General features: G+C 68.5%; 21 protein-coding genes and 1 riboswitch. Of the genes, 2 read left to right on the top strand and 19 right to left on the bottom strand.

Annotated elements, in window-relative coordinates; genetic code table 11:
- Positions 1 to 65: 65 nt before the first annotated feature.
- The 3 genes from A5673_RS10825 to A5673_RS10815 form a co-directional block, all read right to left on the bottom strand.
- Positions 66 to 1,526: an FAD-binding protein gene (locus A5673_RS10825; protein WP_068231179.1), complete on the bottom strand. Its 1,461-nt coding sequence runs from the start codon at positions 1,524 to 1,526 to the stop codon at positions 66 to 68.
- Complete coding sequence (locus A5673_RS10820; protein WP_068231176.1) at positions 1,523 to 2,026, bottom strand: VOC family protein; 504 nt, start codon at positions 2,024 to 2,026, stop codon at positions 1,523 to 1,525. The genes A5673_RS10825 and A5673_RS10820 overlap by 4 nt, the downstream gene beginning before the upstream one ends.
- Positions 2,027 to 2,141: 115 nt before the next feature.
- The gene (locus A5673_RS10815; protein ID WP_197518346.1) at positions 2,142 to 2,825 is read right to left on the bottom strand and encodes a TetR/AcrR family transcriptional regulator; all 684 of its coding nucleotides are present in this window, start codon (positions 2,823 to 2,825) and stop codon (positions 2,142 to 2,144) included.
- A gap of 111 nt (positions 2,826 to 2,936) precedes the next feature.
- Between A5673_RS10815 and A5673_RS10810 the strand changes: the two genes are divergently transcribed.
- Complete coding sequence (locus A5673_RS10810) at positions 2,937 to 3,383, top strand: nitroreductase family deazaflavin-dependent oxidoreductase (RefSeq protein WP_068231170.1); 447 nt, start codon at positions 2,937 to 2,939, stop codon at positions 3,381 to 3,383.
- 6 nt (positions 3,384 to 3,389) lie between these two features.
- On the opposite strand, the gene A5673_RS10805 is transcribed toward A5673_RS10810, so the two are convergent.
- Positions 3,390 to 4,064 carry a hypothetical protein gene (locus A5673_RS10805; RefSeq protein WP_068231166.1) on the bottom strand — a complete coding sequence of 225 codons (675 nt, stop codon included), beginning with the start codon at positions 4,062 to 4,064 and terminating at the stop codon, positions 3,390 to 3,392.
- A 97-nt stretch (positions 4,065 to 4,161) separates the two neighbouring features.
- Positions 4,162 to 5,106: a sterol desaturase family protein gene (locus A5673_RS10800; RefSeq protein ID WP_068231163.1), complete on the bottom strand. Its 945-nt coding sequence runs from the start codon at positions 5,104 to 5,106 to the stop codon at positions 4,162 to 4,164.
- Positions 5,107 to 5,170: 64 nt separating this feature from the next.
- On the opposite strand from A5673_RS10800, the gene A5673_RS10795 reads away from it, so the two are divergent.
- Positions 5,171 to 6,370, top strand: coding sequence for an NAD(P)/FAD-dependent oxidoreductase (locus tag A5673_RS10795; RefSeq protein ID WP_068231159.1), 1,200 nt, complete (start codon positions 5,171 to 5,173; stop codon positions 6,368 to 6,370).
- A 5-nt stretch (positions 6,371 to 6,375) separates the two neighbouring features.
- Here the strand turns inward: A5673_RS10795 and A5673_RS10790 are convergent, their stop codons facing one another.
- From A5673_RS10790 to A5673_RS10725, 14 genes are all read right to left on the bottom strand, one after another.
- Positions 6,376 to 7,083, bottom strand: a complete 708-nt coding sequence (locus A5673_RS10790) for an MgtC/SapB family protein (protein ID WP_068231156.1) — start codon at positions 7,081 to 7,083, stop codon at positions 6,376 to 6,378.
- Between the two features lie 139 nt (positions 7,084 to 7,222).
- Entirely contained in the window at positions 7,223 to 7,546 is a 324-nt protein-coding gene (locus A5673_RS10785) for a DUF732 domain-containing protein (protein ID WP_068231320.1), read from the bottom strand.
- 29 nt (positions 7,547 to 7,575) lie between these two features.
- Positions 7,576 to 8,988, bottom strand: a complete 1,413-nt coding sequence (locus A5673_RS10780; RefSeq protein WP_068231152.1) for a PPE family protein — start codon at positions 8,986 to 8,988, stop codon at positions 7,576 to 7,578.
- Positions 8,989 to 9,038: 50 nt separating this feature from the next.
- Positions 9,039 to 10,328: a PPE family protein gene (locus A5673_RS10775; protein ID WP_068231148.1), complete on the bottom strand. Its 1,290-nt coding sequence runs from the start codon at positions 10,326 to 10,328 to the stop codon at positions 9,039 to 9,041.
- A 932-nt stretch (positions 10,329 to 11,260) separates the two neighbouring features.
- Positions 11,261 to 12,460 carry a PPE family protein gene (locus A5673_RS10770; RefSeq protein ID WP_068231145.1) on the bottom strand — a complete coding sequence of 400 codons (1,200 nt, stop codon included), beginning with the start codon at positions 12,458 to 12,460 and terminating at the stop codon, positions 11,261 to 11,263.
- Between the two features lie 380 nt (positions 12,461 to 12,840).
- A riboswitch (M-box (ykoK) riboswitch) is annotated at positions 12,841 to 13,017 on the bottom strand.
- A gap of 80 nt (positions 13,018 to 13,097) precedes the next feature.
- Positions 13,098 to 14,315, bottom strand: a complete 1,218-nt coding sequence (locus A5673_RS10765; protein ID WP_068231142.1) for a PPE family protein — start codon at positions 14,313 to 14,315, stop codon at positions 13,098 to 13,100.
- Positions 14,316 to 15,128: 813 nt separating this feature from the next.
- The gene (gene eccA / locus A5673_RS10760) at positions 15,129 to 16,961 is read right to left on the bottom strand and encodes a type VII secretion AAA-ATPase EccA (protein WP_068231139.1); all 1,833 of its coding nucleotides are present in this window, start codon (positions 16,959 to 16,961) and stop codon (positions 15,129 to 15,131) included.
- Entirely contained in the window at positions 16,958 to 18,163 is a 1,206-nt protein-coding gene (gene eccE, locus A5673_RS10755) for a type VII secretion protein EccE (RefSeq protein ID WP_068231136.1), read from the bottom strand. The genes eccA and eccE overlap by 4 nt, the downstream gene beginning before the upstream one ends.
- A gap of 19 nt (positions 18,164 to 18,182) precedes the next feature.
- The gene (locus tag A5673_RS10750; protein ID WP_068231133.1) at positions 18,183 to 20,009 is read right to left on the bottom strand and encodes a type VII secretion-associated serine protease mycosin; all 1,827 of its coding nucleotides are present in this window, start codon (positions 20,007 to 20,009) and stop codon (positions 18,183 to 18,185) included.
- Positions 19,987 to 21,504 (bottom strand): type VII secretion integral membrane protein EccD, encoded by a 1,518-nt coding sequence (eccD, locus tag A5673_RS10745; protein WP_068231130.1) that lies wholly within the window; start codon positions 21,502 to 21,504, stop codon positions 19,987 to 19,989. Before eccD ends, A5673_RS10750 begins: the two co-directional genes overlap by 23 nt.
- 269 nt (positions 21,505 to 21,773) lie before the next feature.
- A complete protein-coding gene (locus tag A5673_RS10740) occupies positions 21,774 to 22,676 on the bottom strand; it encodes an ESX secretion-associated protein EspG (protein ID WP_068231127.1) in 903 nt (300 codons plus the stop codon).
- A 97-nt stretch (positions 22,677 to 22,773) separates the two neighbouring features.
- Entirely contained in the window at positions 22,774 to 23,058 is a 285-nt protein-coding gene (locus A5673_RS10735) for a WXG100 family type VII secretion target (protein ID WP_068226688.1), read from the bottom strand.
- 39 nt (positions 23,059 to 23,097) lie between these two features.
- Positions 23,098 to 23,394: a WXG100 family type VII secretion target gene (locus A5673_RS10730; protein ID WP_066914021.1), complete on the bottom strand. Its 297-nt coding sequence runs from the start codon at positions 23,392 to 23,394 to the stop codon at positions 23,098 to 23,100.
- 221 nt (positions 23,395 to 23,615) lie between these two features.
- Positions 23,616 to 23,915, bottom strand: a complete 300-nt coding sequence (locus A5673_RS10725) for a PE family protein (protein ID WP_068231124.1) — start codon at positions 23,913 to 23,915, stop codon at positions 23,616 to 23,618.
- Positions 23,916 to 23,993: the final 78 nt, after the last annotated feature.

Below are 23,993 nucleotides of genomic sequence, written 5' to 3'. Positions count from 1 at the left end.
TGTAAATCTGCAGAGGTTTACTCGAACTTTCGCTGCGAAATTACAGGTTCGCTGCGCCGCACCGATTACCCCGCGGCACTTCGGGCCGCGTGCGCTCCGGCGCGGCGCCCGAAGAACGACCCCTCCCCGAGCTGCGTGCCGCTGGCATAGCCCTTGCCGTCCTGCGCGATGTTGGACGCGCACGCCCCCACCGCGTACAGGCCGGGCACCGTCGAGCCGTCCTCGCGCAGCACCTGGCCGTCCACGGAGGTGGCCAGCCCGCCGACGGTGAAACCGGCGTACATCGCCTTGCCCAGCGACATGTCGAACGCGCCCCACGGCCCTTTGTCTTGCGGCGCAAGGAATTCCGGTTGCTTGTGGAAATCGGGGTCCTCGCCTCGCGCGGCATGGGCGTTGTAGCGGTCCAGCGTCGCGACCAGGTTGCCCTGCGGAATGCCGAGGGCGGCTTCCATTTCGGCAACGGTCTCCCAGCCGTCGATCAGTGGCACCAGCGGCATCTTGGGGTGCTCCAGGTGCGCCTCGTCGACGATCAAAAACGCCGCGCTGTCCGGCTGATCCATGATGAAGCCGGCGGTCCGGGAGTGGTAGGAGTCCTCGGCGACGAACCGCTGGCCCAGCTTGTTCACGATGATCCCGGTCAGCAGGATCGACGGCGGGTACGGCGGGGCCGTGATGAAGATTTGATCCATGTGCTGGGTGGCGCCGCCGGCCGATTCCCCCATCCGGATGCCGAGGCCGTCGTCGTAGGTGTTGCCGAGCACGAACGGCTTTTCCCCCAGCTTGGGTGTGTAGGTGGCTACCATCTCCGGATTCATCACGAATCCCCCCGCGGCGATGATCACCGACTTTGCCTTGATCGCACCGGTTTCGGTGAAATGCTTCCACGCCACGCCGGTCACGGCGCCCGAGTCGTCGACGACGAGCTGGGTGGCGCCGGTCTCGTAGCGGATTTGCACGCCGAGGCTCGCGGCGCGCTTGAGGAGCAGGTCGATCACCATGCTGGCGCCGCCGGTGTCGCCGGGCACGGGCACCTTGTGGCCGCGCGGCGCGGGCACGGCCTTCTCCAGGAAGGGCCACACCTTCTCGTTGCCGGTGAACATCAGCCCCTCGGTGTTGGGCTGGATCACCGCCTTGCCCGGGAAGTAGCTGCGCTCGAATTGAAAACCCAAGTCTTCCAGCCAATTGAAGTGCTCGACGCTGCCCTCGCAGTACGCGCGGATCTTGGCGTGGTCCGGTTGCCGCGACACGGCAACCAGGTATTTGTACATCTCCTCGGGCGAGTCGGGGTGCCCGGTCGCCTGCTGGACGGCGGTCCCGCCGCCGAGGTAAAAGTGGCCTCCCGCAAGGGAAGTGGTGCCACCCGCCGCGGCCGCGCGCTCGAGCACCAGCACCCGCGCGCCGGCGGCGGCCGCACTGACCGCCGCGCAGCCACCGCCGATGCCGAAGCCGATCACCACCACATCGACGTCGTCCGACCACGACGCCACACTGTCGGCATCGATCGTCGTTGGGATTTCGGTGCTCACTGACGCTGCTCCCCTTTGATGTAGTCGTAGAAGGCCCTCATCTCGGGCGCGATGTAGGCGATTTCAAGGAACGGGACGCCCGCCTGCGGCGCCGAGACGTAGGCGAATTGGATGCCGCCCGCCATCACGCCCTGCTGCACGACCGGGGCCCCCTGACCCGCGGCCTCTGCCAATGCCGCGTCGAAGTCTTCGGGGCTCGCCGCCTCCACGCAGATGTGGTGCAACCCCGCGCCCGATTCGCGGAGGAAGTCACTATAGATGTTCTCCCCGTGGACCGGTTGGATCAGCTCCAACTGCATGTCCCCGAGGTAGCTCAGCGAGATGCTGGCGACGAAATCGGCCGGCTTGCCAAGATAGCTGCACGCCTCCGGGGCAAAGTGCACGTCGGGTATCCGCACCCATTTCCGAACGCCTAATAGGCCGGTGAGGGCCGTTTCGGTGGCGTCCAGGTCCGGGGTGACCCATGCGATCTGCGTCGGCGTTCGGGGAGCAGCGGTCATCGTCTCGCAGGATAGCCCAGGACGGCGGCCGCCAGAAAGGGCCGGCGAAACTTTGCCGCGAGGGGCGGCCTCGGTCCCGAAACGGGCCGATGAACACGTTCTAATTCGCCGACGGTCAATGCCGGCTCAGCACGTCCACCAGCAGCCGAAGCTGGGTGTCGAACACCGCGGCCGGGTCGGTGAGGGTGTCGGCGCCGTATTGCCCGAACACCTCGAGGCTGATGGCGCCGAGCACGCCGGCCCAGAGCAGAAAGCACTTGGCGATGACCTGGTCGTCCCCCGGAAACCCGAACTCGTGGCGGATGCGTTCAAAGTCCGACGACATCGGTTGCGGGGCAAGGTCATTCGTCAGCCGGATGTCCCCGGTGGCGATTCCGGCGGCGACGGCGTCGAAGATGGCACCCACGACGCGGGTGCCGGCCGGGACCGTGCGCTCGGCCGGTGCATGATACCCGGGCACCGGGCTGCCGTAGAGCAGCGCCCATTGGGCCGGGTGGGTGACCGCCCACCGCCGCGCGGCCCGTGCGATGGCGATGACGTCGTCGCTCCACGCCTCGGCCACGGTCTCGCGGGCCCGGTCCACCGCGTCGGCCAGGTCGGAATAGGCGTCGATCAGCAGCAGGGTCAGCAATTCGTCGCGGCTGGACACGTAGCGGTACACGGCCGAGGACACCACGCCCAGCTCGCGGGCGATGGCACGCACCGACAGCCCCGCCGCACCGCGGTCCACCAACTGCCGGCGGCCCAGTTCCACGATCCTCGCCTCGATCTGCTCCCGCGATTCCTGCCGTTTGCCCACGTGGCCAGTCTGGCACAACCGAGATCACTGCTCTTGCTTTTCGCGGGGCGCTGTGGCAGCGTGTCGGGCGACGAGAGCACCGCTCTCGACGACGCCCCGAGAGGACACACCATGGCCACGCGCTACGAAGAACCGAACCGGGTGGCCCGCGCCGCCAACACCGTGATCCGCTGGCTGGCCGAGCTGGGGATCAGCATCGCCGGGACGCGGGCGCTGCGCGTCCGGGGCCGCAAGAGCGGAAAACCGCGGGCGGTGGTGATCAACCTGTTGACCGTCGACGGCGTCGACTATCTCGTGTCACCGCGGGGCAACACCCAGTGGGCGCGCAACGTCAGGGCCGCGGGCGTCGTCGAGGTCGGCCCGCGCTGGCGCCGGCGGCGCGCCCGGGTCAGCGAGGTCGACGACGCCGACAAGCCCGAAGTGCTGCGGCGCTATCTGGCGCGGTGGTACTGGCAGGTCAAGGACTACGTCGGCGGGTTGACGCCGGACTCCACCGACGAGCAGCTGCGCGCCGGGGCGCCAGCGATCCCGGTGTTCGTGCTCGAAGGCGCCCGGTAGGGCGGGTCAGCGCGGGTTGGTCGCGCCGCCGAGGTCCTGGCGGACCTGATCGGAAGCGGCCCGCCACGACACCGCGGCGGGCAGATCGCCCCAGACGCTGTTGAAAATCCCGACGATCTCCCCCGGCCCGCCGTTGGGCGCCAGGTACACCGGTCCCCCGGAGTCGCCCCGCTGGCTCTGGACGCCGTGCGACATGGTGAACCACCCGTTGTTCACGCTTTCCACGGTCCCGCAGGTCTCCCCCGTGACGACGCCGAAATGGCACACCGCTTCGCCGGGTTGCAGCGTCGCGGCGGGGTTGGATTCCAGCGGGCGCCCGCCGGGCAGGACGTTGTTGGGCGTGACGGCGCTGTCCAGCACGATCGCCTCGTAGTCGTTGATCACCTGGTCGGTGGCCACGGTGGTGCCGCTGGGCGTGTTGTCGCGGAACGTCGCCAGGCGGCCGATGACGTTGTGGTCCCGGTCGTAAACGACCCCGCTACCCCGGCAATGCCCGGCGGTGAACGCGATCTTCAGCGCCGGGTCGACGTAGCCCAGCGTGCAGACACGGTTGTCCTGATGGATTTCCATCCCGGGAAACACCACCGGGTCCGCCTTGGCGGGCACCGGCGGTAGCCATGATGCCAAGGCCGCTACGGAAGCCGACGCCGCGAGTGCGCGCATTACCAGGCGGTCCACCATGAGCCCCCATCCGTCCGTGAAAAATGCCGATCCGAAGGGTGACGTTACGACTAAGTCTCACCCCACATTGATCTTTTCGCACGTGACGGCGGTGGCGTTACCCCGGCGTGACCAGCGGGACGGCGTCGGAGGGCGCGTTCGCCACCCGCGGGGCCCAGCCCGGGGGCCCGAAGACGAAGCCGAGCCGGTCACGCAGGCGCTTTGTCGATCGCCAGTCGCGGGCGATGGCGACGTACTCGTGGGTCTGCAGCTTCCAGATGTTGAACGTGTCGACCTGCTTGGTCAGGCCGTAATGGGGGCGGAAGAGCTCGGGCTGGAAGCTGCCGAACAGCCGGTCCCAGACGATCAGGATGCCGCCGTAGTTCTTGTCCAGATAGATCTTGTCCATGCCGTGGTGGACGCGGTGATGCGACGGGGTGTTGAACACGAATTCGATGGGCCGCGGCAGCTTGCCGATGCGCTCGGTGTGGATCCAGAACTGGTAGATCAGGTTGAGCGACCAGCTGAAGTACACCATCCAGGGCGGGAGCCCCAGCAGCGGCAAGGGGGCCCACATCAGCACCTCACCGCTGTTGTTCCACTTCTGGCGCACCGCCGTGGCGAGGTTGTAGTACTGACTGGAGTGGTGCGCCTGGTGCGTCGCCCAGACCAGCCGGACCCGGTGGGCCATGCGGTGGTAGCCGTAGTACAGCAGGTCGACGCCGACGAGCGCGACGACCCAGGTGTACCACTTGGCCGGCGAAAGGTGCCAGGGCGCCACGTAGGCATAGATCGCGGTATAACCGAGCAGGGCCAGGGCCTTCCAGCCGGCGCTGGTGGCGATGGAGACCAGGCCCATCGAAACGCTGGTCCAGGAATCGCGGGTCAGGTACGCCCCCGAGGGTGGCCGCGGCGTGCCCGACTCCTCCGCCTCCATGCGTTGCAGCTTGCGAGCCGCGGTCCACTCGATGGTCAGCAACAGCAGGAAGAACGGGATGGCGAACAGCACGGGATCCTGCATCTGCGGGGGCAGCGCGAACCAGAACCCGGTGACAGCATTCACACGGATAGATTACGTCCACCGGCCACCGCCGGTAACGGCGCGTACCAAATGAGGTGGTGAGCACTTGGCCGCAGTGCTGGTGATCGGCGCCGGGTTTGCGGGGCTGTGGGCGGCACTCGGTGCCGCCCGGCGCCTCGACGAGCTGGGCGTGCCCGCGGGCGCGGTCGACATCACCGTGTTGAGCGCCCAGCCCTTCCACGACATCCGGGTGCGGAACTACGAGACCGACTTGAGCGCCTGCCGCATTCCGCTCGCCGACCTCCTCGATCCCGTCGGGGTTGCGCACGTCGCCGCGGAAGTGACCGCCATCGACACCGGCGCCCGCTGGGTCGCCACCTCGGGCGGTGCGGTGTTCGGCTATGACCGGCTGGTGCTCGCGTCGGGCAGCCATGTGCTCAAACCCGACATACCGGGTCTGCGGGAGTTCGGCTTCGACGTCGACACCCTCGACGGGGCGCTGGCGCTGCAGCGCCACCTGAGCGAGCTTGCCGAGGGCGCGCCGACGCCGGCGGCGGCCTCCGTCGTCGTGGTCGGGGCCGGGCTGACCGGTGTCGAGGCGGCCTGCGAGCTGCCGACGCGGCTGCGCGCCTTGTTCTCTCGCGGAACCCTCGCCCCGCGGGTGATCCTGATCGATCGCAACCCCGCGGTGGGGTCCGACATGGGTCCCTCGGCGCGCCCGGTGATCGAAGAAGCCTTGTTGCACAACGGCGTCGAGATCCGCACCGCGGTGGGTGTCACGGAGGTCACCCGAAACGGGGTGTCGCTGTCCTCGGGCGAACGGCTCGAGGCGGCCACCGTGGTGTGGTGCGCGGGCATGCGGGCCAGCTCGCTGACCGAGCAGCTGCCGGTGCCGCGCGACCGGCTGGGCCGGGTGGCGGTCGACGACTACCTGCGCGTGGTCGGCGTGCCCGCGGTCTTCGCCGCGGGTGACGTGGCCGCGGCCCGCATGGACGACGAGCACCTGTCGGTGATGTCGTGTCAGCACGGGCGGCCGATGGGCCGTTACGCCGGCTACAACGTCGTCAGCGACCTGCTCGGCGAGCCGATGCTGGCGCTGCGAATACCTTGGTACGTCACGGTTCTCGACCTGGGTCCGGCCGGCGCCGTCTACACCGAAGGGTGGGACCGGGCGGTAATCTCGACGGGTGCGCAGGCGAAGGCCACCAAGCGGACGATCAATACCCGTCGGATTTACCCACCGCTGACCCGCGACCGCGCCGAGCTGTTGGCTTCCGCCGCGCCTGCGCTGCAGGCCCGCCCCTGACCGGGTCAGTCCGACTGCGCGTGATCGCCGGCGTACCAATGCACCGCGCGCACACCCGGCTGCAACGACAGTTCGGCCACCAACCGCTCGAGCTTCGCCGGGGTGTGGCCGTCCATGAGCAGGTGTGCGGTCAACGTGATCTCGTCGTCGCCGGCGGGCCCGGTGTGGATGCCGCGCAGCGTCATGTCGTTGCCGCTGGCATGTTGCACGATCTGCGCGCGCGCGTACTTCTCGGTTTTCGGGCGGCAATTCACCTGCACCAGGAAGGGCTGGAGATCTTCGTCTTCCTCGTCGGTGCTGTCGCGGTCGATCAGCCGGCCGAGGGGGCGCCCGAACAGGTGAATGGCGATCACGGTGCCGGTGCCGATCAGGGTGAAGACCAGGTGCCCCGACGCGGCCAGCACGCCTATCGCCGCCGAGCACCACAGCGTGGCCGCGGTGTTGAGCCCGCGGACGTTGACACCCTCGCGCAGGATCACCCCGCCGCCGAGAAACCCGATGCCGGACACCACATATGACGCGACCCGTGTCGGGCTGCTGTCCTCGGTGGCGACCGCGTACAGCACGAACAGCGTCGCCCCGGCGGCGACCAGCGCGTTGGTGCGCAGGCCGGCGCGCCGCGCCCGCCATTGCCGCTCCAGGCCGATCAAGGCGCCACAGCCCACCCCGACGCCTAGGCGAAGGGCGAAGTCCGCGACGCTCAACGTCTGCATGACACCGCGCTCCTTCCCCCGGTTCCCGGTGCTGGTCGGCGGCAGCTAACCACGCGCAGGTGAACGGTAGGTGGACCGGGGCCAATTCCGTTGCCCCGCGGCCACCTCCGCGAAACCGCTGCGGAGGGGGCCGTCGTCGCTACGACTTGGAGAGCTGCTGGGGGCAGTAGAACTTCGCCGCGATCATCGCGAAGTTTGACGCGTTCTCCATGTCCATCCCGGGGTTGTGCATCTTGACGTCGTGCACGAGCTCGAGGCCCGACTCGCCGTGGTTCAGGCAGGTGCACACCGCCCTGCCGGAGGTGACGGCCATGTCCGGGCTGGCGTAGTTGATGCCGACCTGCTGCAAGGCGTTGAGGAATCCCCCGTCGTCACCGGGCGGCGGAGGAGGCGGATCTGCATACGCCGGCGCGGCGAACCCGATTGCGGCCGCAGCGACAAGCGCTGCCAGTAGCGGTTTCATGTTCATCACTCTCCTAATCACTTTGCGCCCTAGCCTGATTGCGCTTCCGAGGGCACGACTTTGGCCTTGTCGCCCTTCTTCAGGTGCACGGCGTGGATGCCGGGCTTCTTGGCCAGCTGCTCGAGCAGGGCGTCAAGGCCTTCCTGATCGACGTTGTGGTGCTGCACGCTTTCGGGCATATCGGAAATTTGCGCCACCAGACGCTTCAGCTTCTCGGGCGACGCGGCGTCCTTGAGGTCCTTGATCGGCGTGAGGCGGCCCCGCACGCCGGCCCGTTTCACCACGGTGGGGGCACCGGCGCCGGCGGCCGCGCCCAGCATGCCGGCCAGTGACATCGAACCGAGCAAGCCGCCCTCGCCCAGCGCGGCCGCCGGCACGGCGTCCGGGCCGGCGGCCGACAGCGCTGCGGCGACCGTCCGGATGGCCGGGGTTGCCGTCGTCCAGCTGGGCGGAACCCTCAGGTTGCCGACCAGCGTGCCGCGCCCGAAATCCGCCGAAGGCGAGACCGCATTGAACAGGGTGCCCTGGCCCCAGTGCGGCGCGCCGAGGCCGGCGCCGAGCGCTCCGCGGGGGATCTCGCCGAGACCGGGGTGCGGGGCGAACTTGAGGAACTGCGAGGCCGGGAAGTTGATCAGCAGCCCGATGTCGTTGAACTGCGTCGTCAGGCCCAACGGAACCTTGACCGAGTTGTACAGCGCGTTGTACCACGCGGTCCCGTTCGCCCCGAACAGGCTGTTCAGCATCCCGTTGATCGTCTGCGTGTAGTCGGTGCTGAGGTTGGCCCCGAACTGGAGCAGCCCCGCCAGGGGGCCGCTGTTGAACAGCGAGTTTGCATTCGACACCAACGACTGGGCGCTGCCGGCCGACAGGCCCGCGGCCTGGCCCACGGCGGCGGCTTGCGTGGCGGCCCCGCCTGCGCTGGTGACCTGGGGCGCCGCGGTGAACGGGGTCAACTGGCTGGCCGACGCGGACGAGGCGGCGTAATCGTCCATGGCCAGGGCGTCCTGAACCCACATTTCGCCGTATTGGATCTCGGTTGCCGCGATCGCCGGGGTGTTCTGCCCGAAGACGTTGGTCGCCACCAGCTGCGCCAGTTGGGCACGGTTGGCGGCGATCTCCACCGGGGGCACGTGGGCGGCGAACGCCGTCTCATACGCGCTGGCCGCCGCGGTGGCCTGGGTCGCGGCTTGCGCGGCCTGCGCCGCGGTGCCCTGCATCCAGGCCAGGTAGGGCGTGATCGCCGCGACCATGCTCAGCGACGAGGGGCCGGTCCATGGTCCGCCGGCCAGCCCGTCGATCACCGACGAATACGCGCTCGTCGTCGTCTGCAGTTCGGAGGCGAGGCCGGTCCAGGCCTCCGCGGCGGCCAGCAACGACCCCGCTCCCGGACCGCTGTACATCCTGCCCGAGTTGATCTCCGGCGGAAACGCTGCATAAAACATGTCGTGCCCCTTTTAGCTGGTCGGGTGAGCCGAGTGGGTGGTCATCGCGGTCAGTCCTCGAGCGCCGGGATCACGATGATGGTGGCGGCGGCGGGGTCGGCCTCGGCGACCACACCGCCGAGCGAGCTCGCCACAGCAGCGCCTCCGGAGTGGGTGCCCGCGGCGGCCATGGCGCGTCCGGCCAGGCTCGACAGCGCCATCTGGCTGAACACGCCCTCCTCGCCCGTCAGCGACGCGGCGGGGACCGCCGCCGCGTTGCTGGGCAGCACCGAGGCCAGTGTCTTGATCGCCGGGGCGGCTTCCGTCCAGCCCTGCGGCACCGACATGCTGCCTACCAGCGCGGCCTTGCCCATGGCCCCCGACACCGGCGCTCCCGCGGTGGCCGCGGACAGGTGCGGCATCTCGCTGGTCAGCGGCGCGAGTGCGCCGGTGATGGCTTTCGGGGTGAAGAAGGCCTGCACGCCCTGCCCGTTTTGCGCGTAGGCATACAACTGCCCGAAGGACAGGAAGGGCCCACCCGGTATGGCCGACCAGCTGAACAAGGGGCTGTAGGTGCCGGTCAGGGTCGACCAGATCGTGTTCCAGCTGGTCAGCGAACTGTTCACCGGCGGCAGATCAATCAACTGCGGCAGGGCCAGCCCCGACAACAGGTTCGTCGACCCCGTCGTCGGCGATGACGCCAGGCCGCTACCGAGGGTTTGCAGCGCGGTCGGCAGCGAGCCGGTGAGCTGGGACAGCTGCGCGCCGATGTTCAGGCCGCTCGCGCCGCTGGACTGGGACACGGCGGCCGCCTGGATCGGCGCGGCCGCCGCGTTGGTGGTCTGCGGTGGTTCGGTGAACGGCGTCAGCTGTGACGCGGTTGCGGACGAGGCCGCGTAGGCATACATGGCGGCGGCATCCTGGGCCCACATCTCGGCGTATTGGGCCTCGGTGGCGGCTATCGCCGGGGTGTTCTGGCCCAGGAAGTTGGTGGCGATCAACGTCATGAGCAGTGCGCGGTTGGCCGCGATCACCGGCGGGGGCACCGTGGCCGCGAACGCCGCCTCGTAGGCGCCCGCGGCGATCTTGGCCTGGCTGGCGGCCTCTTCGGCCTGGTCGCCCGTCGCGCTCATCCATGCCACGTAGGGGGCGGCGGCGGCCGCCATCGCGATGGACGACGGCCCGGTCCACGGTCCGACCGCCAGGCTCTGGATCGTCGAGCCGTAGGCGGCGGCGGTCGACTGCAACTCCGCCGCCAACTCGTCCCAGGCCGCCGCGGCTGCCAGCATCGGCCCTGCCCCGGCGCCGACATACATCCGGCCGGAGTTGATCTCCGGTGGTAGCGCCCCGAAATCGAACATCTATGCCCTCCGGTCCCCTAAGTGGCCGCCATGGTAGGCGCGGCTCGGTAGCTCCGGCCGCAACCGACCCGTAGCTCTAATGGAATCCATGGAATCCGTCGCCGGCTCCACGGACGTATGCGGCGTCTTGAAAGACAACTGGCTCACTCCGCTAACTCTGGTAAATGAAGCGGAACGCAGTCGCCCCGCCGTTAGGCCCCGCTGCCCAATGTCCGGATCATCGTGATTGAAACGTATTTGCTGCGGGTTCCTGGCGTGTAAGGCTAACGTAACAAACACATCTCAAGCGCCCATTATCGCTGTGAGTAGGCTGCTCGTCCGCTAACGTCTTGCTGTGGTGAAAGTTCTTGTGCAGCAGTCTAATAGGTGTCACTCAGCAACTTTCCAGAAAGCTACAGTAGATTACCTTCTTTGCGCAGGCGGCATGGGCCAGCGTGTGCTTAAAAATAAGGCAGCGGATAACCGCCAGAGGGTCGAGCTGCTATTGTAAGCGCCAAATTACTTAATGGTGGGGGGCGGCATTAACCCGGCCGGGAAGCGCACATTTGCGTTTGCAAATATGTGTCTAGACTGTGGACAGAGCCGTTTCACATTCTGACCGGATTACGAAATCCGCGCAGCCGGACCCGGCGCGGCACCGGTGCGGCTGATGTTGCTGTCGGAGGCACGTGTCGTTTGCTCGTGGCCCCCGGCATGCCCGGATGGACAGTTTCTCGTCATGTGGTGCTCCCCTGAATTTCACCTAGCGTACGCATTGATCGCTGCCGTAACCCTGATTAGCTGCTGGAAGTTCACTGTGAGCCAGAGGCGTGGCGTTCGGCGTGCTAGCGGGCTCGGCCAGCCCGTCGCAGGCCGCGGTTGGCATGTCAGACAGGTTGCGGAATGCTCATTCCGCCGATCGGTCGGCTGTGAGGTGGAGTAGAGTCCGGCCGCTAACCCGCCGCCGGGGGCCGCGCGACGAAGGTGGGGCGGAAGCCGTACTGGGGAACGGCGCGCCCGTACGGTTGTGCGCCCGCCGCGCCGACCGGCACTGCGGGCATGCCGGCGGCCATGGCCGGCGGCGGCACCATGGGCGTGCCGCCCAGTGCCGACGCCAACGGGCCGGCCAGGGGCGCGGGCGCGGTCCAGCTGGGCGGCACCGACATCGCGCCGATCATCGGAGCGCGGCCGAGTCCGGCCGAGACCGCGCTGCCCAGACCACCCACGCCGCCGACCGGCCCGGTGAGGGCACCCCCGAGCGCGCCGCCGGCCTGCGCGGCTGCGTCGCCAGCGGCGTCGCCCGCGGCCTGGCCCGCCAACCCGAGGAACGGAGCGATGGTGTTGCTGGGCATGTAGAAGCCCGACGAGAAGACGGTGTTCCACACGTTGGAGTTGGGTCCCCACGCTGCCCAGAGGTTGTCGAGCGCCGGCGATCCCGACCCGGACCCGGTGAGCAGCCCCGCGACCTCCGCCGCGGGCGACGAGGACGACGCCGGCGAGGACAGGCCCTGCAGCGTGGCGGGCAAGGCCGACATCAGTTGCGCCAGCGTGTTCTGCTGGGTCCCGGCCGGGGCGGTGACGGCCTGGGCCACCGCGGCCGACTGCGCGGCCGGCCCGCCGGCATCGGTGGTCTGCCCCGGCTCGGTGAACTGACTGAGTTGAGTGGCGACGGCGGAGGCGGCCGCGTAGCCGTACATCGCCGCGGCGTCCTGCGCCCACATTTCCGCGTACTGGGCCTCGGTGGCGGCGATCGCCGGCGTGTTCTGGCCCAGGATGTTGGTGGCGATCAGCGCCATCAGCTGGGCGCGGTTGGCCGCGATCACCGGCGGCGGGACGGTGGCGGCGAACGCGGCCTCATAGGCCGCCGCCGCCGCCTCGGCCTGGGCGCCCGCCTGCTCGGCTTGCTCGGCCGTCGTGCCCAACCAGGCGACGTACGGCGCCGCGGCCGCGGCCATCGATGCCGAAGCCGGGCCGCGCCATTCTTCGCCGGTCAGCGCGGCCAGCACGGAACCGTAAGCCGTTGCGGTGGAACGCATTTCGGCGGCAAGCCCATGCCAGCCCGATGCGGCGGCCAGCATCGGGCCCGAGCCGGCCCCGGAATACATCCGGCCGGAGTTCACCTCCGGCGGCAGCATCGCGAAGTCCAGCGTCATCGCCGGCCTCCCTCCGGGCTCGCTGCGGTCTTGGCATGTGCACCCAATTGCGTTGCGGTCAAAGTAGATACGCGCACAGGGACAAACGACATCGGGGTTCTCCTCACGGGAAGGGCCGATCCCGGGGAGCCTGGGCAGTGTTGGCAACGTTTCGTGCATGCCAAAGCCGCAGTCCACGAAGCGGACGGGTGCAAACGAGGCCTGTAAGTGCGAGCCGTTCAGTCCGTCAGAAGGGCGCCGGGGTCGGATCGAAACGAAATGGTCGATCTGGAATACGGACTATCGTCGGGACTCATTTCGCTCTCACCTCCTCACGGCCTTGGCACACGGGGATGCCGTTGTTGCACAAGCGGAGAGGGGTCAGGGTAGAAAGCCCGGACGCCGCACCCCTCTCGTCAGAGCTTTGGCACCACACGGCGTATCCGGCTTTCTCGGAGCTGGAAGCCACTTGGGCTCAACCCTTAATCCGGGAAGAGCTGTCCTGACCCTGGGCGTCTTTCGACGTTCGAGGTCAGTGGCCTGTATCCGTGCAGACGCCTCACCTAACGAGGTGCTTGCAGAGGCCATCGTGACATCCGGGCGTAGGCCAGTCAAGCCAAGCTGCAACTCGTTTGCAGTGATCCGCCCGCCGTCCCGGTCATCCGGCGGCGGGCGGACGCGGAATCACGGTCACGTTGAATCCGTATCGTGGTCCGCTGCCGAAGTGGCGGCCGGCGGTGCTCGCGGCGGGAACCCCGGGCATACCGGGCACGCCCGCCGGGCTCTCCGGGAGCGCGGTGCTCGTCCAGCCGGCTCCTGGGAGTGCAGCGCCGGCGTGGTTCTCGACCTGGGCGGCCACCGTCCAACTCTGGGGTACGGACAATCGCCCGACCATCGCCGCCTGGTGTGAGCCGGCCGAGACCCCGGCCACGGTCGCCTCCGACATGCCCGGCGAACCGAGCGGCGTGACCGCGGAGCTGAACGGCACGATTGCGGAGTTGGCCGGGATCGGCAACCAGATGCCGTTCCCCTCGCCCGAGCCCATGGGTGGTAGCGCTGTGGTCTCGGGCGCTCCCCCGAGCGCGACCGCGTTGACGTCGGCCATGGACGCCATGACGGCGGGTTCGACCATGGCGGGGTTGATATATCCGCCCGAGACGATCCCGTTGACGAAGTTGGTGTTCAGGAAGTCCCAGACCGGGGTCGCCTGCGCGGCCGCCAGGGGCGACGAGAGTCCTTGCAGTGCAGTCGGTATCGCGGACATAACCTGGTTCACAGTCTGGGCGCCGGTGCCCGCCGCCGTGCCCGTGGCCTGCGCGACCCCCGAGGCCTGACCGGCCAATCCGGCGGGATTGGTGGTCTCCGCCGCTTGATCGAACGGCGTCAGCGTGGATGCGGCCGCCGAGCTGCCGGCATACCCGTACATCGCCGCCGCGTCCTGCGCCCACATCTCGCCGTACTGGGCCTCGGTGGCGGCGATCGCCGGAGTGTTTTGCCCAAGAAAGTTGGTCGCCACCAGCGCCATCAGTAGGGCACGGTTGGCCGCGACCTCTGCTGGAGGGACCGTCATGGCAAACGCGGCCTCATAGGCACCCGCCGCGGCCGCAGCCTGAGCCGAAGTCTGCTCGGCAAGTGCCCCGGTTGTGCTCATCCACGTCACATAGGGCGCCGCCGCGGCCGCCATCGTTGCCGATGCCGGCCCCATCCACCCCTCACCGGTGAGGCGCGAAATCACCGCCTCGTACGAGGCCGCCGTCGAACCCAGCTCCGCCGCCAGTGCGGCCCATGCCGTCGCGGCAGCCATCATCGGCGCCGAGCCCGGCCCGGCATACATCCGGGCGGAGTTGACTTCCGGTGGTAATGCCCCGAAATCCATTGCCAGCACCCCCTTAGCCGACCGCAGCAGTGTCAGAAAGTACGGTCATCGCATCGCCGGCGGCCACCAAGACGACAACATCCCAGAAACCCCGAACCGGGACGGTCGACGTTTCCTGTTGCATCACAACACAAGTCATCGAACTTCTCCTTCGAACGGATAGTCCGAACCAGCTGCGGGCCCTTGGCCGTCGTGCTGCGAAGGCACGGCACTTTGGCAGCGCTGCGTGCTTCATGTATTCGGCGCCAGCCGATTCAGCCGGCGGCAGGAGCGCCGCGACCGGATCGGAACGAAACGGTCATCCTGCTCGCAAAGTGTCTGGCAATTCCGTCAGTTCGCCCCACCTCCCATCGTGGCCGGGCCGCTCACGAGGTTGCCGGTAGGCCGTCCCGGGCTCGGGGGGCTGGTGATAATCGCCGCAAATCCCCTTCTGTAAGCCAGTTTTGCTGGCAAAAGCACTCCCAGCGCGCAGCGTTCAGCGTCATGGTGGCACCAGCGCGAGGCGCGGCAACGCGACTCGCTTGCACTGCTGCGAACTAATAGAGATCTCATAAAAACCGCTCAACAGCTGGAGCCGTGCCGGGTTCGCCCCTTTCACGTTCTCGTTGGCCGTTCTTCGGCGAATGCCCTCAGTCTCGATGCCCCGGGCGCGCAGTTGCTAGGGCCCGAATGCCCTAACGGCTAGGGATTTCGTCATCAGCGGGTGCTAGGGCGGCGAAAGAAGCCCGCCGTCTGCCCTTCTCGGGGGCTGCGGTGAAAAAGTCGCGTGCGGACGCCGCAGGGTTGGCCGGTGGACTATCCGGCGAAACCGCTTTACCCGGTTTTCTTCTCGGCCACCGCCGCCTGCAGCCCCTCGGCCAGGTCGTCGCGGGTCAGTTCCTTGAACCGGAGCAGTTGGGATTCGCTGAAGTCGGTCAGCTCGCTCGCCAGCACCGCGTCGAGGTCCTCGTCGTCCAGGCGGAAGCTGCGGTGATCGCGGGCCTTCTCCACCACGTTGCGAACGAAGCCGGCGTTGCCGAGCGTGTCGATGCCGCGGATCAGGTCCCCGTCCTCCGAATAGGTTTCGTCGAGGTAGAACTTGGTGTACGACGGCAGCAACCCCTCGGCCGCTTCGTCGGTGATGATGTCCTCGTTCTCACGACCCATCAGCTTGGTCAAGGCGACAAGCTCTTCCGGGGTGTAGCTGAAGAACTCGATCACGGTCGAAAAGCGCCGTCGCAGGCCCTGATTCACCTCGAGCATCTTGTCCATCGCCTTGGCGTAACCCGCGCCGAACACCACCAGCTCGTCGCGGTGGTTCTCCATGTACAGCAGCAGCGTGTTGATGATCGCGTTGCCGTAGGGGTCGCCCTGGTGGTAGCCCGTCTCGTGCAGGGTGTGCATCTCGTCGAAGAAGACCGCCCCGCCCAGCGCCCCCTCGAGCATCTCTTCGGTGTTCTTCTCCGCGTCGGCCATGTACCGCCCCAACAGCTTGGTGCGGCTCGTCTCCACCACCACGGGCTTGCGCAAGACCGTGAGCCCGCACAGCTGCTTGGCGAAGGCCCGTGCCACCGACGTCTTGCCGGTTCCGGGCGGCCCCAGCAGCAAGGTGTGCCGCGACGTCACCGGCACCGGGAGCCCCATCTTTTCCCGAGCCAGGTTCACCTTGGTGGTCGACTTGATGAGCTTGATTTCCCGCTTGGCCCGTTCCATGCCCAGCATCGCGTTGAGTTCGGCGTCCCCTTCGGCCAGGTACTTGGCGGCCTCCTGGGCGTGGCGGGCGGCCTCCGTCTGCGCGCGCGACGGCGCGCTGTCCGGGTCCCACGGGTCGGTGCGGGCCTCGATCGTCTCCGGATCGGTCAGCACCAGCCGATAGTTGGGGTTGTCCAACGCTTCGCGGGCCGGGGCGAACTTCGGATCCCGGGAGTACACCCGGCGCAACAGCTCGATGGCCTCTTCCTCGCGGCCGACGTGCCGCAGGCACATGCCCTGGGTGTACAGCGCGATGTTGGCGGCCCCGGGAACCCGGTCGCCCTCGATGGCGGCCTCACCGCGCCGGAAGGCCTCCTCGAAGACACCCAAGGATGCCAGCGCGGTGGTCGCCATTGCGGCGCCCGCGGCCTTCAGTTCGGGGTGCCGCCAGGTCTTCCCCTCCGGGAATTGCACGAGGACGTCGGGCCAGCGCCCGGTGCGGAAGTACAGCACGCCCCGCACGTAGTTGACCACTTCCTCGTCAAAAGGGTGCCGGGGCTCGACGCCGTCGAGCAGTTTCGCGGCCTCCTCGTAGCGTTTGGCCTCGGCGAGGACGGCGGCGTAGGCGCAGGCCAGCGACTCCACGCTGGTGACGGCCAGGCGCAGAAACAAGCCGTCGGAGACCTCGGGCCGGAACTGCAGATCGGTGACGCCGAGGCGGCGGGTTTCCCAGCCGAACGTCCGGACCGAGGCCCACGCGCCCGCGAGCACCTCGAGGCTCTGGTCCCCGGCCAGCATCCGCGCCAGCCAGCCATCGCACATTGCCGGATCGAGCGTGGTCGCCGTGGTGAACATCTGCGCGGCCACCTGCGGGTTGTGGCTTGGCTGCAGCCCGTTGACCGATATTCCGGACGCCAAGAGGCCGGCGACCATTGCGTTGCGGGCGTCTTCGGCGGTGGATTGGGGCCGCGTCATTGCGCTGCGGCTACGCTCGCTGCGCTCTCCCGAACCTGGCCGAGCGACAGCACCAGATCCTCGTCATCGAGCAGCGGACGGCTGGGCACGACCAGGAGCGGGCGGGCCGCCGGGGCGGGCAAGCTGGCGCGCACGGCCGCCAGCTGGCGGCCGGTTAGCCGGTTGAGGCCGCTCGAAACCTTTCGGGGAAGCCGGTTCTCGCTGTGGTAGCGCACCCAGGCCGCCAGCTCGGGCCGGCCGCCGCTGGTGCCGAGCCGGACCGTGATCACGGCGGCCCCCACGTCGGGCACCAACAAGTCCTCGAGGGTGTCGGTGGAGATGTCCGACGGCGTCAACCAGAAGCTCGAGGCGAACCCGTTGAAGTGCTTGAGGTGCCGCCATCCGGGGCGGCTCCAGGTCGGTTCCAGGTCGGCCAGCACGGCGCTGTCGACCTCGGCGAGCTCGTCGGCGTTCAACGGCCTGGCGACACACGATTGCCCGTCGAGATCCTGGGCGAGCCGCTCGGTGGCCGCCGCCAGCGTCGACGCGAGCGAATCACGGGCCGCCACCGCGGCGACGTTGCGCTGCGGGTTCATCCGCAACACCAGCCAGGTGCGGCGCACGTACGAGGTGGGCTCGTCGCTCACCAGCCCCCACTCTTCGGGCCCCCAGTCATCCAGCTTCGACTTCTCGGCGGCCCTGACCTCGGGGCCGCCGCGGCGGACCTTCATCGAGACGACGTCGATGCCGTCGAGGTGAATATCGAACTGGCGCAGGCCATCGGCGACGGCCTGCAGCGGCAGGATGCCGGCCGTCGTCCGGTGCCGGTGGCGCCCGGGGGCATCCTCCTCCCCGCTGTCGACCGCGATGACGCTCACCAGGTGGCCTTCGTACTGGCGGACGCCCACCTTGTCGCGCCCGAAGCGGCGCTGGTGGTCGATCGCCGGCGTGCATCCCGCCGTCAGCGCGGTGCCCGGGTCGGCGGACCAGTCCCACAGCCACGTGGCCAGGCCGGAGGTCACGGTCAGCCCGTGGTGGGTGACGAGCGACAGCAGCGTCACCAGGGACGCCAGACCCACACCCACCCAGAACGCGATGTGGTGCTCACCCTGCCAGGAGGCCGGGCAGTGGCTGGCCACCAACAGGATCAGGATGTCGACGAGGAACACCGCCGTGACCCGCGGCCACGACAAGGACAGTCCAAAACTGCGTTGAGCCTTCATTACTATCGCTGCTCCGACCTCATTGCTGCTTCCGTGTCCGCTTGATGAACACCGCGATCCCGAACACGGCGCCGCCGATCAGCAAAGCCGCGGTCAATCCTCCGGCTGCCACCCATATTGGCACCATATCGCGGTGCGGGGCCGCCTTCGGGATGTTCAGGGGCGCCGACAGTTGCTGCGGCGGCTTTGCCGGACCGTCGGGTACATCCCAGGTGAGCGCCGCCACCGGGTCGATCACGCCGTATCCGACCTGGTTGTCCACCCCGCGCGCCGGTGCCCTGGCGGTGCGCTCCAGCCGGTTGATCACCTGGTACGCCGACAGCTGCGGGTATTTCGCGCGAACGAGAGCGGCCACGCCGGACACGATCGCGGTCGAGAAGCTGGTGCCGGCCGGGACCAGCAGCGTGTTGTCAGGGCCGTCGATGGCGTTGATCAGGCCGTCGTCCCGGGGCGAGAGCCCGATGACGTCGGTGCCCGGCGCGGCGATGCCGACCCACGGTCCCGCGACGCTCGTCGACCCCTGTCCACCGCCCTGGGTGAGCGGCCGGCCCTCGGTGTCAACGGCGCCGACCGTCAGCACGTAGTCGCTGTACCAGGACGGGGTCACCACCGTGTTGACACCGCTCCAGCCGCGCGGGTCCTTGGGCTGCATGGGGTCGTAGGACGGGTTTTGTTTGCAGTCCTTCTTGCTGGTGTCCCCGGCCGCGGACACGATGACGACGTTCTTGTCGACCGCCGCGTACCGCACGGCGGCGCCGAGCGTGCGCTGGTCGATGATGTTGCGCGCGCTCATGCAGGTGACGTCGGAGATGTTGATCACCGTGGCGCCCAGGTTCGCGGCGTGCACGATGGCCCGCGCCATGGTCTCGACGTCGTCGATCTTCGCCCGCGTCTGCGGATCCTCGTCCCCGGTGTAGGCGTCCTTGAGGCCGAACGCCTGGCTGGACTGCCGGATCGAGATGATGTCGACGTCCGGGGCGATCCCGCTATAGGCGTCGGGGGCGTTCGACGACGGCGCTCCAGGCGGCGGCGGTTTGGGCGGGTCGAGGGGGCGCGGCTCGCCCCGGTGATCGACGCCGACAACCTGTCCGCCGCCGGAATAGCTGGGGATCGTCACCGTGCCGCCGGAGTGGCTCGCGGCCGGGGCCTGACCGGGTGGCGGTGGGGCGCCCGGCGGACCGGGCGGTGCCGGCGGAGCGGCCGGGGGCGCGGGTGGCGCGCCGAACGGCCCCGGCGGAGGCGATTCCGGTGGCGGAGGCACCATCGTCACCGTCTGGGGCAGCGGCGACAGGGTCACGGTCTGCGGCGGCGGCGCTTTCGGGGGCGGCTCCGTGGTGGGGATGGTCACGGGCTTGCGCGGTGCGGCGGGCGGCGCCGCCGGGCCGTTGGCCGGGGCCGCGCCGATCATCGACGCCACGATGGTGCCGTGCGCGTCGCAGTCCGACAGCCCGTCGCCGGACATGATGTAGTCCCCGCCGGGGATCAGGTGGGGGAACCTCGGGTGCGGCGTCACACCGGTGTCGATGACCGCGACCTTCTGCCCGGCGCCGCGCCCGAACTGCCACGCCTCCTGCAGGTTGAGCATGTCCATGTACTTCGGCTGCAACCGGAAGTCGGTGCCGGGCAGCACGCCGACCTCGGTGCAGTAGGAGTTCTGCTTCATTGGGGCCGGCGGTCCCGGCGGGCCGTCCGGCGGCACCGCGCCCGGATCAACTGTCGGGGGCGAAATGGCCGACGCCGGCGGCAAACCGGCCAGTGCACCTGAAGTGAGCAGGAGTGCGGCGACGGTCGCGCGCAATGCGCGACCGCGCCACACCTCGCTGCTAGCGGTAACGGATCGCCGCATAGACATTCATCAGCCACAATGCCAACGGGAAGATGGGCATCAGGCACAGGTACTCGACGTATTCCACCAACTTGCGGAACAGCGGGCTGTAGATGGTGTTGGGCACGACCGCCGCGGCGGTCATGCCGAGCGCCGGCAGCAGGACCAGAATCGCCACGCTGATCGACACCGCCAGCGGCGACTGCAGCCCCAGGGCGTAGCGGACCACCACCGCGGCGACGATGAGCACCGCCGTCCCGGCAAGGGTGATGGCCTGCCAGCGGTCGACGTACGAACGGCCGCGGAGCATGAGGAACCCGGCGCTGAAGCCGGCCAGCAACAGCGGCAGCCAGCGCTGGAAGGTGTGCGGATCCGACAGGGCGGTCAGCGAGACCACCATCAGCACGCCCAGCCCCAGCAGCAGACCCGTCAGGAACGACCGGGCGCGCTCGGCCTGCAGCACCACATCCCGGACGGACGCGGGGCCCTCCAGGACCGGGGCGCCACCGTCGGGACGCACCACCGTGGTGGGCAGATCCGGCCGCGCCTCGAACACCCACCGGCTGGTGGCCGACGGGAACACCGGCAGCCGAATGCCGGCCAACCGGCGCGACATGGCCGGCGCGGCCTGGTAGGCCAGCACGCAGACCAGGACCACGCAGGTGAAGTTCGTGACCGCGCTGGTATTGGCGACCATGCGAGCCAGGCTGGCGATGGCCGCCACCGCGCTGATGGTGACGATCGCGGTGTAAATGCCCAGCCGGCGGCCGGTGAAGCGCAGGGTGAGCGCCGCGGCGATCGCGAGCACGCCGAAGCCGAGCACCGCCTGCGGGGAGCCGACGCCGCCCGGCGGCGCCGACGCCGCGGCCACCGTCAGCGGCGCGAGGCCGCTCACCAGCATGATGTCGGCAACCAGGCGGTCGGAGTGCGTCTTCGCCCGCATCGCCAGCATGATCGCGACCGTCAAGGCGATCGCGGCGATGATGGCGGAGTAGACCGTGGGCAGCCAGGAGTTGTGGTGCCAGCGCCACCAACCCAGCAGGCCGGACGCGGCGGTGACGCCGATCCCCACCATCGAGGCGCCGACCTGCACGGCGACGATCGGGTCGATCGCGGCGAAGCGCTTGCTCAGGTTCGCCGAGACCGCGGTCGAGATGTGCTCGATGACCTGCGACCGGTGCTCGGTGTCCGGCAGGAACCGGATCCACAAGCGGTCACCGTCGTAGATGTCCTGCTCGGTCAGCGACTGGGTGGCCCGCAGCGGGCTGCCGTCGACCAGGCACAGCGCCCACCGGCCGCGGCCGGTGGCCTCCAGCGGGGTCTCGCCGAGTTCCCTCAGCCGGCTGTTCACCACCTTCAGCAGCGGATCGGTCATCACAGAGACCGGGGCGTTGGCGTCCAGCAGCACGCCGATCTGGACGCCCTCGCCGGCCATGATCCCGACGACGACCGCCCGGGGCTGTGCGATGCCCTCGATTTCCGCCTGTAAGGCGTCAGATACTCCTGCCGATGTCATCGCGCGGCACCCCCTGCCATGGTGAATGTGTAACCCCGTGTCGCCAGACGTGCGGGAGCCTCGCCGGTTTCACTCGCCGCGGCGCTGCGGCCCCCTGAGAGGTACAACTCGACTAATTCGAATTTCATCTGCCTCGCCTTGCGCTAAGGAGTTGTGGTGACAGTGCTTTGGAGATTTGCTGATGTGATTCTAGAGAAGTATGCCGTCTTCGCATCCCGACCGCATGTTGTCGGCAAAAGCCTTGGTAAAGTTTGTGTTTCACGCGGATGTCAAACCCTGCTGTGTGTTTTCCACTCGCCGTAAGGCAGGGTGTCCAGCACCGTCTTGATGCCCACCTGCACCAGTTGCGGGGTCGCCGGGCAGATCGCCAGCCACGCCTCCCCCGAGCCCGCGGTCCGGGCCTGTTGATAGAGCGCGATGCGGCCGCCCGAGCCGTCCTTCAGCGACAGCACCGAGGCGCTCGGGCCCTTGGCGTCGTCCCGGTACTGGCGCGCGTAGACGGCAACCTCGGCCGCCGGGTCCGACAGGGCCTGGCCCAGCGCCGCGACCGTGGCGGCGCTGATGCCCATCCGCCGCAGATCACCGCCGGAAAAGACGTTGAACCCGGACTCCTGCCACGACTTCGTCGCTTCCAGCATCTCCTCCAGCGGGACGTTGACCGCGTTGATGGCCGCCGCCTCCGCGTGGTGGATCGACTCCAGACCGTCCAGCACCAACGACGCGATCGAGGCGCTGTCCGCGACGGCGACGTCGTCGACGGTGATGTCGCTGCCGACCCGCACCGCCGACACCCAGTGCTGGCCGCGGCGGGCCAGCACCACCCGGAATTCGTTGTCGGGGATGTCGCGCGACCCGGGCGGTTGGTTCTCGTCGTCCACGACGCCATAGAGCAGCTTGCCCCGCGACAGCAGGGCCACGACCTCGAGGTCGGGCGCGGCGAGCACCCGCATCCGGGCGGCGACCTGCTCCTGCACCTCGTCGCCGACGACGATGCCCTGCTCGCGCATCACCGCCATACCCGGGTGTTCGTTGAGCCAGTCGCTCGAGTCGGTGGATACGTACGGCCGGCACCGCAATTCGGGCGCGACGTGCCGGATATCGAGCAACGCCTGAAGCATCCAGAAGCCGTCGACGTTGACGGTGATGTCGGTGCGGGTGCTCTGTTGATCCATCAATAGCCTCAGAGGTCGAAGTGGTTGAAGTTTACTGAAACCGCAGGACGCGGCAGCACACCACACACCGGTGTGCTGCCGCGCCCGAAGTTGCGAGTTAGGCCCAGCTGGACCCGACGGCGCTGTCGGTGCTGGCCATGTTGCTGCCGGCGCTTTGCACCTTCTGGCCGTGGGCGTTGGCCTGCTCGTAGATCACCTGGAAGTTGCGACCCAACTGGGTGATGAACTCCTGGCAGGCGACCGAACCGGCGCCGCCCCAGAAGTCACCAGCGGCAAGCACATCGCGCACGATGGCCTGGTGCTCGGCCTCCAACGACGCGGCCTGGGCGCGAATCGTCGCGCCGTGGGCGTCCACGTCGCCAAACTGGTAATTGATGGTCATGTTTACTCCTAATCTCAAAGGGGACGCAGCGCCGTTGGGCTAGCTGCCGAGGATTTGCTGGGAAGCCTGCTCTTGCTGCTCGTAGTTGTTGGCGTCGCGGATCAGCCCGTCGCGCACACCGTGCAGCATGTTCACGATGTTGCGGAAGGCCTGATTCATCTGGCCCATGGTGTCGTAGGAGGTCGCCTGGGCCTGGCCGCTCCAGCCGGCACCGGCGATGTTCATCGACGACGCCCACATCTTGCGAGCCTCGTCCTCAACGGTCTGGGCGTGGACCTCGAAACGGCCCGCCATCGCCCGCATCTCGTGCGGGTCGGTCATAAAACGTGTTGCCATGTTGGCTTTCTCCTTAATTCTTGAGTGGCTTGTATTCAGTTGTGGACAGCGACGACACGACGGTTACGCGCAAACGCACCGCCGAGTCGCATACACAAAGTCGGTCCCCCGGAAAGCTGTTTCGGCCCAGCCGTCAGGCCCCGACGCCCCAGGCGCCGGATGATCGCCATGGAACCCGCACCGTCACGGGTTCCGTCGAGGGCGTTAACCGCTGGACCCGATCAGCCCGCCGCCGCCGCATTGGCGACTTCGGTCGCGGCGTAGGACGCCGAGCTGATGCCCAGGGTGCTGACGAACTGCTCGTGAATGGCGGCCGCCTGCGCGCTGACGGCCTGGTACATCTGCGCGTGCGCGGCGAACTGGGCCGCGGTCAGCGCCGACACCTCGTCGGCGGCAGCGGGCACCACCCCGGTCGTCGGGGCCGCCGCGGCGGCGTTCTGGGCGCTCAGCGCCGAGCCGATCCCCTGCAGGCTCCCGGCCGCCGCGGCCAGGGCCTCGGGCTGTGTGGTAACGAACGACATAGGTTTCCCTCCTCGAAATTCCTCCGCACCGCTTTGTGCAAGAGAGTAGATGACAACTTGCGCTTCAAGCTCGGTCCG

The organism is Mycobacterium sp. E3198 (assembly GCF_001667015.1).
Taxonomy (GTDB): domain Bacteria; phylum Actinomycetota; class Actinomycetes; order Mycobacteriales; family Mycobacteriaceae; genus Mycobacterium.
This window is presented reverse-complemented; position numbering and strand designations above follow the sequence as displayed.